The 12,540-nt window shown below is 72.0% G+C and carries 15 protein-coding genes and 1 other RNA gene; all 16 read right to left on the bottom strand.

The genetic code is table 11. From position 1 onward, the window contains the following. Positions 1-26 precede the first annotated feature (26 nt). Positions 27-329: a thioredoxin family protein gene (locus ABWK99_RS07600; protein ID WP_372594098.1), complete on the bottom strand. Its 303-nt coding sequence runs from the start codon at positions 327-329 to the stop codon at positions 27-29. Then, on the bottom strand, positions 326-778 hold the full coding sequence (locus tag ABWK99_RS07595) for a VOC family protein (protein ID WP_372594097.1): 453 nt from the start codon (positions 776-778) through the stop codon (positions 326-328). Before ABWK99_RS07595 ends, ABWK99_RS07600 begins: the two co-directional genes overlap by 4 nt. A 330-nt stretch (positions 779-1,108) precedes the next feature. Further along, positions 1,109-1,477, bottom strand: a transfer-messenger RNA (tmRNA) gene (gene ssrA / locus ABWK99_RS07590). Positions 1,478-1,634: 157 nt separating this feature from the next. Next, positions 1,635-3,524 (bottom strand): DUF2207 domain-containing protein, encoded by a 1,890-nt coding sequence (locus tag ABWK99_RS07585; RefSeq protein ID WP_372594096.1) that lies wholly within the window; start codon positions 3,522-3,524, stop codon positions 1,635-1,637. Then, complete coding sequence (gene smpB / locus ABWK99_RS07580) at positions 3,521-3,991, bottom strand: SsrA-binding protein SmpB (protein WP_372594095.1); 471 nt, start codon at positions 3,989-3,991, stop codon at positions 3,521-3,523. The genes ABWK99_RS07585 and smpB overlap by 4 nt, the downstream gene beginning before the upstream one ends. 52 nt (positions 3,992-4,043) lie before the next feature. After that, positions 4,044-5,336: a peptidoglycan DD-metalloendopeptidase family protein gene (locus ABWK99_RS07575; protein ID WP_372594094.1), complete on the bottom strand. Its 1,293-nt coding sequence runs from the start codon at positions 5,334-5,336 to the stop codon at positions 4,044-4,046. A gap of 5 nt (positions 5,337-5,341) precedes the next feature. Further along, on the bottom strand, positions 5,342-6,256 hold the full coding sequence (ftsX, locus tag ABWK99_RS07570) for a permease-like cell division protein FtsX (RefSeq protein WP_372594093.1): 915 nt from the start codon (positions 6,254-6,256) through the stop codon (positions 5,342-5,344). A gap of 10 nt (positions 6,257-6,266) precedes the next feature. Further along, positions 6,267-6,956 (bottom strand): cell division ATP-binding protein FtsE, encoded by a 690-nt coding sequence (gene ftsE, locus ABWK99_RS07565; RefSeq protein ID WP_372594092.1) that lies wholly within the window; start codon positions 6,954-6,956, stop codon positions 6,267-6,269. A gap of 265 nt (positions 6,957-7,221) precedes the next feature. After that, a complete protein-coding gene (gene prfB, locus ABWK99_RS07560; protein WP_372594091.1) occupies positions 7,222-8,328 on the bottom strand; it encodes a peptide chain release factor 2 in 1,107 nt (368 codons plus the stop codon). A gap of 126 nt (positions 8,329-8,454) precedes the next feature. Next, complete coding sequence (locus tag ABWK99_RS07555) at positions 8,455-8,877, bottom strand: hypothetical protein (protein ID WP_372594090.1); 423 nt, start codon at positions 8,875-8,877, stop codon at positions 8,455-8,457. Positions 8,878-8,918: 41 nt separating this feature from the next. Next, positions 8,919-9,473: a pilus assembly protein gene (locus ABWK99_RS07550; protein WP_372594089.1), complete on the bottom strand. Its 555-nt coding sequence runs from the start codon at positions 9,471-9,473 to the stop codon at positions 8,919-8,921. Beyond that, on the bottom strand, positions 9,470-9,865 hold the full coding sequence (locus tag ABWK99_RS07545; RefSeq protein ID WP_372594088.1) for a TadE family protein: 396 nt from the start codon (positions 9,863-9,865) through the stop codon (positions 9,470-9,472). Before ABWK99_RS07545 ends, ABWK99_RS07550 begins: the two co-directional genes overlap by 4 nt. Beyond that, positions 9,843-10,007: a hypothetical protein gene (locus tag ABWK99_RS07540; RefSeq protein WP_372594087.1), complete on the bottom strand. Its 165-nt coding sequence runs from the start codon at positions 10,005-10,007 to the stop codon at positions 9,843-9,845. The genes ABWK99_RS07545 and ABWK99_RS07540 overlap by 23 nt, the downstream gene beginning before the upstream one ends. Positions 10,008-10,083: 76 nt before the next feature. Further along, positions 10,084-11,079, bottom strand: coding sequence for a type II secretion system F family protein (locus ABWK99_RS07535; RefSeq protein ID WP_372594086.1), 996 nt, complete (start codon positions 11,077-11,079; stop codon positions 10,084-10,086). Continuing rightward, a complete protein-coding gene (locus ABWK99_RS07530; RefSeq protein ID WP_372594085.1) occupies positions 11,076-11,930 on the bottom strand; it encodes a type II secretion system F family protein in 855 nt (284 codons plus the stop codon). The genes ABWK99_RS07535 and ABWK99_RS07530 overlap by 4 nt, the downstream gene beginning before the upstream one ends. Position 11,931: 1 nt before the next feature. Further along, a partial coding sequence (locus ABWK99_RS07525) for a CpaF family protein (RefSeq protein WP_372594084.1) occupies positions 11,932-12,540 on the bottom strand: 609 nt, incomplete at its 5' end.

Here is a 12,540-nt window from a genome sequence, read left to right as displayed (position 1 = left end):
GGCCCTCAGGGGCGGCGCGGGGTCGGTCAGTCGCGGGCGAGCACCTCGATCAGCTGCTCGACGGTGGGGGAGCCGTCGACACCGGCAGGGCTGCGATAGAGCCGACAGGACAGGCCCACCGGCGCGTCCGGCTCGGCGAAGGGGTCCACCCCGTCCACCAAGATGGACGGCGATCCGTGGAACCTCCAGGACTCGGCCTCGTCCGCGGTGGTCACCAGGACGCGTTTCACCGGGGTGGATCGGCCCAGGGCGGTCAGCGCCTCGCGCAGGCGCGCGTCGGCCACCTGCCAGCTGGGGCAGCCGTCGAAGTACAGGAGCTGGATCCTCATCGCGTGGACCCGCTCTCCGCCTCAGCGCGAGCCTCGGACAGCTCGATCAGATGCCCGTCAGGATCGCGCAGGAAGCAGCGGACCTCGCCGCCCCAGTCGTGAGGCGGGGTGAGGAACTGGGCGCCTCGCCCGACCAGCACGTCGTAGGCACCCCGGCAATCGCCCACCCGGAGCGTGATCGCAGCGCTCACCCGGTCTGGATCGGCAGGCGGCGCGAGTGTGACGCTCGGCTTGTCCTCGGTCGGGTCACCACCGGTGACGAGCAGCAGCCACGCCCCGGCGAAACGGAGCACCACGCTGGTTCCGCCGTACTCGCGGTACAGCTCGGCACCCAGCACCTCTGTCCAGAAGTCCCGAGAGCGGACGACGTCGCTCACGACCAGGATCTGCGTCAGGGCCACGTCGGGGTCCGGGAACGACGACGCGGCACGCTGTGCGGGGTCGGTCACGGTGACAACTCCTCTGCATCGGACGCAAACGCCGGCGTCGGCGGGACCCTCCCGCCGTTTTCGGCCTGCAGTCGTGCCGAGCGCTCCGGCCTACGGCGCTCATGGCTCAAGCATGCGCCACCAAGCCCTGGAACCGCTCGGTGGCCACGCGCCAGGTGCCGGCGGCGGACCGGGTGTGTAGGGCTACGCCTCCGTGGAACCAGCTCGCCCGGCACGCTGGCCGTCGGCGGCCTCCATCGCGCCGCGCACCGCGCGCACGAGAAGGGCCGCCATCCCTGGCGAGAGGGATGACGGCCTTCAGGGGCGCGACCGGCCTTGCGGCCGATCGCATCGTGGAGGTGGCGGGAATCGAACCCGCGTCCGACGGCAGTGAACCAGGACTTCTCCGGGTGCAGTCCGCTAGTAGATTTTCTCGGCCCCAGCGTTCACGCGGACATGCCGCTGACGGGCCCAGTCACGTAAGAGTCCCTGCAGCCCCCGTGACATGGACTGCAAGCAGTGGCTCTCTAGATGACGCCAGGGACTGAGGCGAGAGCTACCTCAGGCTGACGGACTTCGAGACTCGCTCAGGCGGCGAGTGCGAAGTCGGTGCGCTTGGAATCGGCACCTATTGGTTTGCAGGGAGCGTTGACGAGATAACCCTGCATCCTCGACCCGCTTCTCCTGGAACGACGACCATCGTCGAAACCGATCACCCCCTATGCAGTTGTCACCACTGGGAGCGACCGCGAACGGTTCCACCCAGCAGGTCCAGCGTAGTCGACAACGCGCGGGACGTCGCCGGGATTCCCGTGGGCCGGAGGTCCCGACCGAGGGACACGGCACCGGCGGCGTGGCCGACCCCGGGCCTCGCAGGTCACCAGGAGCCGCCGCCCCCGCCCCCGCCGCCGCCACCGGAGAACCCGCCGCCGCCCAGCCCTGAGGAGCCCGAGGAACCCGGGGTCGGTGCCGAGACGGCGGAGTCGGCAGCGGACGTGAAGCCGGCGAGATCGCGGTCGAGGGTTCCGGCCGAGGCCCAGAAGCCCGCGTGACCCCAGGAACCCAGGTACCAGCTCGGGGTGGGGAGGTCCTCGCCCCGCGCGGCGAGCTCGGCGAACACCCGCGCCCACCGCTCGGTCAGGCCGAAGGCGATGGCGAAGGGCAGGTACCGGCTGAAGAGGTCCTCGCCCTCCTCGAAGCGCAGCTGCTCGGCCTCGGCCGTGGCCAGGTACAGGCGGAAGCCCTCGGTCTGGGCGAGCACGGCAGACCCCGCGGCGGTTCGTGCCGGGGCCAGCCCGGCGGTGGCCAGGGTGACGACGCCCACCACGACGAGCCCGAGCCCCACCAGGGCGAACGACGAGAACTGCGCGAGGGCGGCGGTCAGCAGCCCGCCGAGCACGACGAGACCGACCCCGCCGCCGGCCCAGCGTCCGCGTGCCGTCTGCGGGTTGCTGCGGAACCAGCCGCGGTCGGTCACGTCCTCGTAGAGCAGGCCCTGGACGCGCTTGAGGTCGGAGGCGAACGTGGTGCGCAGCTCGGAGAGGGTCGTCGACTGCTGACCGCGGAAGATCTGGGTCACCAGGACGTCCTCGTAGGGCAGCAGTCGGACCGGCTCCTTCCCGGTCCAGATCAGCCGCCAGTCCTCCTCCGGGTCGCTGAGGCGTTCGATGAGGACGAATCCTCGGACGGCGAGGTCGACGATCGTCGAGGTGACGTCGTGCGTGTCGGCCTTCTCGTCGACCAGGGTGCCGAGCTGACCCGGGCGCAGGCCCTCGGGAGGGGTGAACCGGACGGCGACCGGGTGCCTGGAGCGCGAGCCCCGCGCCGTGGTGGTGCCGTCCGCGCCGGGCACGGGGCTGAGCCCCGGAGTCAGGCCCAGGTAGACCTCGTCCCGACCGACCCGACGAGCCCTGCGCAGCACGAGGAACGAGCCGACGCCGGCGACGAGCGCCGCAAGACCCCCGGTCAGGGGCGTCAGGGCGAACGGGCTGCGCTCGACCGCGCGCTCGACGAGCAGGGGAGCGGTGTCGAAGGTCCCGGCGGGGAACCCGACGGCCAGGGTGAGCGGGTCGCCGGGGTCAAGGGCGGACTGGGTCACCGTCACCGAGGGCCCGGGGGCCGGTACCCCGTCGCAGGGGGTGGTCGAGCCCGTCGGGCCGGCGAAGCACTCGACGGCCGTGGCGTCCGCGGGACCGACGACGGTCACCGAGATGTCCTGCAGCGGAAGACTCCAGCCCTCGTCGATCACGTTGAGGTAGAGCTCGTCCTGCGCGAGGGTCCCGCTCGGGAAGGCGAACCCCGCGGGGTTGACCCAGCCGTCGACCCGGTAGGTGATCCGGTAGGTGTGCACCCCGCTGATCTCGGTGTCCGGGTCACCGATCCGGATGCGCAGCCGGGAACCGAGGTCCTCGAGGTGGACCTGAGCCGGCGCGTCGCTGCTCGACGCGGTCACGCCTCCGATGAGGTACTCGCGGTCCTGCGCGTCGTCGTAGCCGATGCGGTCCACGAGGTAGAGCTCGGGGCCGTGCCGTCCGAGGTCGCCGAAGTCCTGGGTGAGCTCGAGCTCGACCAGGGCCTGACCGTCGCCGTCGAGGGTGATGGTCTGCGCGTACCTCAGGACCGACTCCTCGTCGGTGGATGCCGACGCGGGTGCCGACGAGGCGAGCAGGCCGAGCAGGACGACAGCCGCCGCGCCGAGGGACCGCAGGAAGGGCCGGGCGGAGCGCTCGGCGGACAGGGTGCCGGGCGCCGTCGTCGCAGCGCTCACCTCTGGCGCCGGAGGCTCATCGCCGCCTGTGCCTCGCGGTTCTCCTGCTTCTCCCGCAGGGTCTGACGCTTGTCGTACTCCTTCTTGCCTCGAGCCAGCGCGATCTCGACCTTGGCCCGGCCGTCGACGAAGTACAGCGACAAGGGGATGATCGTGCGCCCCTTGGCCTGGCTCTCCATCGCCAGCTCCTCGATCTCGTGCTTGTGCAGCAGGAGCTTGCGCTTGCGGCGCGGGGCGTGGTTGGTCCACGTGCCCTCGGTGTACTCGGGGATGTGCACACCCTCGAGCCATGCCTCACCGCGGTCGACGCTCGCGAACCCGTCGATCAGGGAGGCGCGGCCTGCGCGCAGCGCCTTGACCTCCGTGCCGGTGAGCACGATGCCCGCCTCGAAGGTGTCGTCGATGTGGTAGTCGTGCCGCGCCTTCTTGTTCGACGCGACGAGCTTGCGTCCCGTCTCCTTGGCCATGGGTCCAGGCTAGGCGATCGGCGGACCCGCGCTCACCGGGATTACCGCCAGGTCACTTCGCGATGAGCGGCCACGGGTCGACGGTGGCCCCGTTGACGTACACCTCGAAGTGCAGGTGGCAGGCGGCGGAGGTCCCGGTGTTCCCGGAGTAGCCGATCAAGGTCCCCTGGGAGACCTGCTGCCCGGAGGACACCGTGAAGCTCGACATGTGGTTGTAGCTGGACATCAACGAGCTGCCGTTCCAGTACCCGTTGTTGATCATCACCTGGTTGCCGTACCCCGAGCGGAACTTCGCCCACTGCACCGTTCCCGAGGCGGCGGCGTAGATCTCGGTCCCGCAGTAGGTGCGCAGGTCCGTCCCGGCGTGCATGCGCCAGTAGAGCAGGACCGGGTGGAACCTCATGCCGTAGTCCGAGGTCTTGTAGATCGGGTTGATGGAGGTCGGGTTGATGAAGGGCTGCGAGGCGGTCGAGCCGATGGGCGACTGACCGGCGGCCTTGCGGGCCTCCTCCTGCTTGCGGACGATCTCCTTCAGGTCGGCCTCGAGCGCGGCCTGCTGGTCCGCGAGCTCCTGGGCCTTGGCCACCTGATCGGCCTTGAGCGACTCGAGGCTCGCGGTCTTGGCCTCCTGCTCCGCCAGCAGCGACTCGACCTGGGCCTTGCGCTCCGCCGCGGCGACGCGGGCCTCCTCGGCCTCGATCACCTTCGCGTCGGCCTCGGCCTTGAGCACGGCGACCCGCTCGGCGACGGCCTCCTGGCGGGCGGCGAGGTTGCGGTTCGTCGCGACGATCTGCTCGACCTCGTGCAGGGCCTGGGTCTGGGTGCGCAGTGCGGTTGCCGCCAGTGCCGTCTGCTCGATGTAGTCCTCGGTGGAGGTCGAGTCGAGCACGGCGGTGAACGACGACGTCGCCAGGTCGCCCTTGTAGGCGTCCCTCGCCATCTGCCCGATGGCCGCGCGCAGCTCGCTCGCGCGGGTGTTCCCGGTCTCGATCTGAGTGCCCAGGCGCTCGGACTCGGACTGAGCGGCCTCGAGGCGCTGCGCGATGAGCGCCGCCTCCCGCTCGACGGTGGCCAGGAGGGTCTCTGCCGCGGCGAGCTGCTCCTGGGCGACGGGGACCTGGGCCTCGATGCCCTTGAGCTCGGCGTAGGCCTGGATGAGGGCCTCGTCGGTGTCCTCCAGGTCGCCCTGCAGGGCAGCGAGCGCCTCGTCGACAGCCTTCTGCGCCGCCTCGGTCTGCGCGCGCTCGTCGTCGTAGGTGTCCGCCGCGCTCGGCAGGGCCGCGCCGATCGACAGGACCACGAGGGCGAGGAAGGCCGCCAGGGTGGCGCGCGCCTTGCGTCTCATCGGGCTCACACCTTCGTGTATCGGCTGAGGGAGACCAGGGAGGAGATCGCCGCGAGGACGATCGCGACGGCGACGAGCGCCGGGGCGATCATCCACACGGCATCCGTGCCGATGTACGGAACCCAGGTCACCGAGGTGGCCAGCCAGTCCTGGACGAGGTACCGCACGCCGAACCACAGACCGCCGACCGCCATCGCAGCGCCGATCGTCGCGGCGATCGCGCCCTCGAGCATGAACGGTAGCTGGATGAACAGGTTCGATGCCCCCACCAGACGCATGATCCCCGTCTCACGGCGGCGGCTCAAGGCCGACAGCCGGATCGTCGTGGTGATGAGCAGCACGGCGGCCAGCAGCATGACGGCGGCGAGGCCGACGGAGAGCAGGGTCGCGCGGTTGAGCACGAGGATGATCGGCTCGATCACCTGACGCTGGTCGCGGACCTCCTCCACGCCCTGCCTGCCGGTGAAGTAGTCGTGGATGACCTCGTACTGCTGCGGGTCCACCAGCGCGACACGGAACGAGGCCTGCATCTGGTCGGCCGTGACGCCCTGGGCCCACCACTCTCCCGAGTAGCGCTCCTGGAACGACGCGAAGGCCTGGTCCTTCGTCTCGAAGAAGACCTCCTCGACGTAGGGCGCGAGCGCATCGCCGTTCAGCTCGGAGTCGATGGTGTCGATCTGCTCCTGGCTCGCCTCACCGCTGGCACAGGTCGCGGTGTCGGAGGTCTGGGGGCACAGGAAGATCGAGACCTCGACCTTGTCGTACCACTCGTCCTTCATCTGGTTGATCTGCAGCTGCAGCAGCGCGGCCGAGCCGACGAAGGTCAGCGAGATGAACGTCACCAGGACGACCGAGACCGCCATGGACAGGTTGCGCCGCAGGCCGACGCCGATCTCGGACAGGATGAACTGGAGTCTCATTCCGGGCCCCTCAGCGATCCGAGCCGTACACGCCGCGGGACTGGTCCCTGACCACCTGGCCCGAGTCCAGCTCGATCACGCGCTTGCGCATCTGGTCGACGATCTCGTCGTCGTGGGTGGCCATGACCACCGTCGTCCCGGTGCGGTTGATGCGGTCGAGGAGCCGCATGATGCCCACGCTGGTGGTCGGGTCGAGGTTCCCGGTCGGCTCGTCGGCGAGCAGGATCGACGGCCGGTTGACGAAGGCGCGGGCGATCGCCACGCGCTGCTGCTCGCCACCGGAGAGCTCGTGCGGGCGGCGCTTCTCCTTGCCGCCGAGGCCGACGAGCTCGAGGGTGTCGGGGACCGTCGTCATGATGTGGTGCCGCGGCTTGCCGATGACCTGGAGCGCGAAGGCGACGTTCTCGAAGACGGTCTTGTTGGGCAGCAGCCGGAAGTCCTGGAAGACGGCGCCCATCTGGCGGCGCAGGTGCGGGACCTTCCAGCTCGACAGGGTCGACAGGTCCTTGCCCGCGACGAAGACGCGGCCCGCCGTGGGGCGCTCCTCGCGGAGCACCAGACGCAGCATCGTCGACTTGCCCGAGCCCGACGCCCCGACGAGGAAGACGAACTCGCCCCGCTCGATCTCGAGGTCGGCGGCGTCCAGGGCAGGCCTTGCCCCGCGCGCGTAGACCTTGGTGACGTTCTCGAGGCGAATCACTGTGCTCCGGGGGGATCGGCGACCTGTGCTCCTGCCTGCGGTGCACGGGCACGCCGAGCACCGGTGGCAGGGGACTGCTGGCCCACACTAAGCACGCCGTCGGGAGCCACGCGCCGCAACACGCCGCCCGGCGCCTGTGGACGGGGTGCGAAGGGGACGCAGCGGGACGTATCGGGCCGTGCTCGCCGCCCGTGGGCGGCTCGTCGGGCGCTGCCGGGGCGCGGAGCCCTCGAGCGGGTGCTGCAGGGGCGCGGAGCCCTGGAGCTCAGGAGTCCGTCCCGCGACGCCAACGGATCCCGGCCTCGATGAAGCCGTCGATGTCCCCGTCGAAGACGCTGGCCGGGTTGCCGACCTCGAACTCGGTGCGCAGGTCCTTGACCATCTGGTACGGCTGGAGCACGTAGGAGCGCATCTGGTCGCCCCAGCTCGCCTTGATGTCGCCGGCGAGCTCCTTCTGGGTGGCCTTCTCCTCGGCCTGGCGGAGGACGAGCAGCCGGGACTGGAGGACGCGCAGGGCCGCGGCGCGGTTCTGGATCTGCGACTTCTCGTTCTGCATCGACACGACGGTGCCGGTGGGGATGTGGGTCAGGCGCACCGCGGAGTCGGTCGTGTTGACCGACTGACCACCCGGGCCTGACGAGCGGAACACGTCGACCTTGATCTCGTTCTCGGGGATGTCGATGTGGTCGGTCTGCTCGATGAGCGGGACCACCTCGACCGCGGCGAAGGAGGTCTGGCGTCGGCCCTGGTTGTCGAAGGGGGAGATCCGCACCAGGCGGTGCGTCCCGGCCTCCACGGACAGGTTCCCGAAGGCGTAGGGCACCTTGACCTCGAAGGTCGCCGACTTCAGTCCGGCCTCCTCCGCGTAGGAGGTGTCCAGGACGGCGGTGGGGTAGCCGTGGCGTTCGGCCCAGCGCAGGTACATCCGCAGCAGCATCTCGGCGAAGTCGGCGGCGTCCACGCCACCGGCGCCGGCGCGGATCGTGACGACGGCCTCGCGCGAGTCGTACTCCCCGGAGAGCAGGGTGCGCACCTCGAGGGCGCCGAGGTCCTTGCGGAGCGTGACGAGCTCGGCCTCGGCGTCGGCGAGCGTCTCGGCGTCGTCCTCCTCCTCGGCCATCTCGACGAGGGTCTCCAGGTCGTCGAGGCGTCGCTCGAAGCCGGACAGGCGCTCGACCTCGCTCTGGGCGTGGGAGAGGGCCGAGGTGACCTTCTGCGCCGCGTCCGCGTCGTCCCACAGGTCCGGTGCGGAGGCCTGCTCGGACAGCTCGGCGATCCGGGCCCGGAGGGCATCGGGGTCGACGACGGCGCTGATGGTGCCGAGGGTCGTCCGTAGGGCGGCGATCTCGGAGGGGAAGTCGGTTGCGGCCACCACGGAAGGGTACTCGGGTGCGGGTCCCGGCCGGACGGGTCCGTCGCTGCCCGCTGCTCGGTGGCGCCCCGGACGCGCAGGAGGGCACCGGTCCGCTGGGCTCGCGGGCGTTCGTCGGCCCGGCGGTCAGCGTGTGGTCGCGGAGGCCGTCACCGTGAGGTCGATCCCGTCCGACCACGGGGCGGTGACGGCGCTGATCAGGACGGGCCGGGTCACGGCGTGCAGGGTGACCGACACCGTCTGCCCGTCCAGGCTCGTGGACACCAGGCGCACGTCCTCGAGCCCCGTCGCCGGTGCTGCCGTGGCCAGGTGCTCGGTCGCTGCCTGCCGCACGCTGGACTCGGTCAGCAGCACGCCGGTCCCGCCTTCGGGAGCCGGCTGACGGTCGGCTGCGTAGTAGGCCTCCTCGTCGAGCGCGTCGGCGCAGGCCAGTGCCGTGAGGTCGGCCAGGGCGAGGAGCCGCTTGCGGTCAAGGTGCACGGCGCTCGCCGAGACGACGGCGGTCAACAGCAGCACGGCGAGGACGACGAAGCCGAGGGTCAGCAGCATGACCTGACCGTGGTCGTCGCGCCTGGGCGCCTCCCCGGCGGTCACGGCCGGCCCTCGGCGAAGCGTGCGAGAGTGCCGGAGGCCGAGGCGCTCACGGGCACGCTGAGCGGGACGGCGTCCCGAAGGAATCCCGGGACCAGCGGCAGGTCCACGGCCAGACGGATCGTCGCGGTCACCGTGCTCCCCGGCGTGCTGCAGTCCGTCCCGCAGCTCAGCTCGAGTACCCCGGCCGGGTCGGTCCGGATCCCTTGGTCGCCCAGCGCGATCCCCACCGCGGCCACCGCCCGTGCCCCGGCGGGGGCGCGGTCCGAGGGTGCGGCGTCCGAGGACGCTCCTGCGGCGGAGGTGACGGCGCGGACCGCCTCCCTCGCGGCGCCGTCCACGGCGAAGGCGGCGGCCTGCAGCCGACCGAGGGTGAGCACCAGGTAGACGAGAGGGACGAGCAGGATCAGCGTGACGGCGAGGAACTCCACGACGGCGCTGCCCTCGTCGCCCTGCGGCGCCCTCCCGTCCCCGGAGCCGACGAGTGCGCGCCTGACGGCCACGACGGTGGGCCGGCGCCGAGCGCGCGGGGCACCCCGACGGGCGGTGCTCACGGGGCTTCGTCCAGGGCGTGCCCCGTGACGGTGAGCGAGGTCGGTCCGAGCAGGCCCAGCAGCGGCAGCGGAGCGACGACCTGCACCTCGACCACAGCGAGCCCGTCGATCACCGTCCGGCCGGCCTGGACGTCGCGGGCGTACCCCGGAGCGAGCGAGGCCTCGATGAGCTCGCGGGTGCGGGCAGCTCCGTTGGCGGGGTCGCGGTCGGCAAGGGCCGCGTACCGCGCGCCCTCTGCTGCGCAGTCGACGAGCGTGTTGCGTACGTGCAGCGCGAGCATGAGCTGCAGGACGGCTGCGGCGAGGAGCGTCGTCAGCGCGCCGACGAGCACGAAGTCGACGACGGCCGATCCCGCGTCGCGGCGGACCTCAGCCGCCGAACCCGGAGACACGTGCGATCGCGGACTCGAAGAGACCCGTCAGCGCCGGTCCCGCGACGGCCCAGATCGCCAGCACGAGGCCGGCAGTCATCAGGGTCACCAGGACCCAGCCCGGGACATCGCCCCGCTCCTCGGTCAGGTCGATCTCGCGCATGGGCTTCTCCTTCTTCCTCGGTGCGGCGGGCGTCGGCCGCCCGCCGGGGCGTGGTCGGTGCCGTGCTCGGCGGCGGTCACAGGTCGAGCCTCAGGGCCCAGAGTCCGGGGAAGACGGCGAACACGACGGTCACCGGGAGGATCAGGAAGACCACCGGGACCATCATCGCCACCTCCTTGCGTCCGCCCGCCTCCATCAATGCCCGACGCCCCGCCTCGCGGACGTCCTGGGCCTGGGCCCGCAGGACCTCGGCGAGCGGCGTCCCGCGCTCGACGGCCACGGCGATCGCCTCGGCGAAACGAGTGAGCTCTGCCACGCCCGTCCTGTCGGCCAGCCTCTCCAGCGCCTCGGCCAGCGGCAGCCCCGCGTGGGTCGCGGCGACGAGGCCGCGGAACTCCTCGCTCAGCGGACCCGTGCTCAGGGTGGAGACCCGGTCCAAGGAGGCTCGCACGCCCTCGCCGGCGCCGACGCCGAGGGCGAGCAGCTCGGCGAGGCTCGGCAGCTCCAGCAGGATCTCGCGCTCGCGCGTCTGGATCCGTCTGGTCAGTGCCTGGTCCCGCAGGACGAGCCCGGCCAGCGCCCCCGTGACGACGAGCAGGAGCGCGAGCGGCAGCGGCAGACCGCGCCCGGCGAGCAGCAGCAGGGCGAGAGCCAGGCCGCAGGCGGTCCCCAGGACGGCGGCGACGACCTGCTCCACCCGGAAGCGCTCGACCGAGACCTCTCCGCCGGCCCGGACGAGGCGGCGTTGCAGCTGGGCGGTCGGCGAGCCGAGCCGCTCCACCCAGCGCACGGCATCGGCCATGACGGGCGTGAGCAGCCGCTCGACCGTGGTGAACGGAGTGCGGTGGCCGACGTCGGGTCCCGCGCCGCTCTCAGCGACGGGAGCGCGCAGGTACGGCGCGACGCGGTCGCCGAGCCGGGGACGGCGGGCCGCGAGGTGCACGGCGACCAGGGTGAGACCGAGGCCGCACAGTGCGCCGACTGCCGCGCCGGCTCCCGGACCCAGCGGGACGCCGATCGAGCCCGGTGCGGCAGCGGTGAGAGCCGCCACGGCGATCGTCGGCGCGCTCACCGCAGGACCCGTGGCTCGTCGGGGAGGCGTCCGATGTGGATCATCAGGCGGTAGGCCACGACCGAGCTCCCGGCACCGGCGGCCAGCACGACGGCTCCGGCCCCCGTGCCGAAGGCGGCCGTGGCCTCCGGGCGGGTGGCGAGCAGGGCCAGGACGACCCACGGCGCCGCGACCGCCAGGCGGGCGGCGTTGACCGTCCAGCTCTGCCGGGCCTCGAGCTCTCCCCGGGTGCGCAGATCGGTGCGCAGGAACCCGGCGAGGGTCCGCAGCAGACGCCCGAGGTCGCTACCGCCCACGTCTCGCGTCAGCCGAAGCGCCTCGACGATGCGATCGGCCACCGGGTCCGCCAACCGCGCCTTGAGTGCGTCCAGGCTCTCCTCGAAGCGACCGGTGACCCGGTGGTCCTCCGCGAAGGCGAGGAAGGCCGGGCGCAGCTCGACAGGCCCGCGTTCGCCGACCTGGGCGAGCGCCTCCGGGAGGGACAGCCCCGCGCGGATGCCCGAGGCGAGATGGTCCACGACATCCGGCCACAGGCCCCGGAGCGCAGCGCGCCGGGCCCGGGCCCTCGACCGCACCAGGGCGAGCGGGGCCCACCCGGCCATCGCCCCGAAGCAGGCGGCGATCGCCGGCGTGCCGGTCAGGGCGGTCACGAGCAGGCCGACGGCCAGCCCCGTCGAGGCGCACAGGGCCAGGAGTCCCGAGGGTGTCACCCCGGGCGCTCCCGCCTGGGCCAGGAGGTCCGCGAGCGCCGGGCGCCACCGGGACCGGCGCGGCGGCGCAGGCTCGGACGTGGCGGCCCACAGCAGCAGGCAGAGGCCTGCCCCGAGCAGGAGCCCGGCCACCACGCCCATGTCAGTCGCCGTCCAGCAGGAGGGCGGCCACGTCGACGCCGACGCTCGCGTAGCGCTCGGGGTGCGGCGGGAACCCCGGGCCCCGGACCAGGCGGCCGCCGACCGTGCGGAACACGTCGGAGGTCTCCACGACACCGGACTCGACCCGCCCCGGGACCGCGACGATCTCCCTCGTGCGGCGACGCCCGTTCCCGTCGACCTCCAGGTGCACCACGAGGTCGATCGCGGTGGCGACCGTGGGCACGACGAAGGCGGCGGTCACGTTCTCCCCGGCGAGCAGCGGCAGGGTGCAGATCTTGGTCAGGGCCTCTCGAGCGCTGTTCGCGTGCACCGTCGACATGCCTGGCACGCCGGCATTCAGGGCGATGAGCATGTCGAGGCTCTCGGCCTCGCGCACCTCCCCGACGATGATCCGGCTGGGCCGCATCCGCAGGGCCTCCTTGACGAGCCGTCTCAAGGTGATCTCGCCGACCCCCTCGAGGTTGGGCTGGCGGCACTGCAGGCCGATCGTGTCCCGGTGGTCGATCTGCAGCTCGAAGACCTCCTCGCAGCTGATCACCCGCTCCCGCGGCGGGATCGACCCGGCCAAGGCGTTCAAGAGCGTGGTCTT

This window comes from Actinotalea sp. (assembly GCF_041597215.1).
GTDB lineage: Bacteria > Actinomycetota > Actinomycetes > Actinomycetales > Cellulomonadaceae > Actinotalea.
Note: the sequence above shows the minus strand (reverse complement) of the source record. Positions and strands in the feature narration are given on the sequence as shown.

What these genes read in the sequence shown, in the direction of transcription:
- ABWK99_RS07600 (WP_372594098.1), bottom strand. Translation starts at nt 329, where the DNA reads ATGAGGATCCAGCTCCTGTACTTCGACGGCTGCCCCAGCTGGCAGGTG.
- smpB (WP_372594095.1), bottom strand. Translation starts at nt 3,991, where the DNA reads ATGGCCAAGGAGACGGGACGCAAGCTCGTCGCGTCGAACAAGAAGGCG.
- ABWK99_RS07575 (WP_372594094.1), bottom strand. Translation starts at nt 5,336, where the DNA reads ATGAGACGCAAGGCGCGCGCCACCCTGGCGGCCTTCCTCGCCCTCGTG.
- ftsX (WP_372594093.1), bottom strand. Translation starts at nt 6,256, where the DNA reads ATGAGACTCCAGTTCATCCTGTCCGAGATCGGCGTCGGCCTGCGGCGC.
- ABWK99_RS07555 (WP_372594090.1), bottom strand. Translation starts at nt 8,877, where the DNA reads ATGCTGCTGACCCTCGGCTTCGTCGTCCTCGCCGTGCTGCTGTTGACC.
- ABWK99_RS07540 (WP_372594087.1), bottom strand. Translation starts at nt 10,007, where the DNA reads ATGCGCGAGATCGACCTGACCGAGGAGCGGGGCGATGTCCCGGGCTGG.
- ABWK99_RS07530 (WP_372594085.1), bottom strand. Translation starts at nt 11,930, where the DNA reads ATGGGCGTGGTGGCCGGGCTCCTGCTCGGGGCAGGCCTCTGCCTGCTG.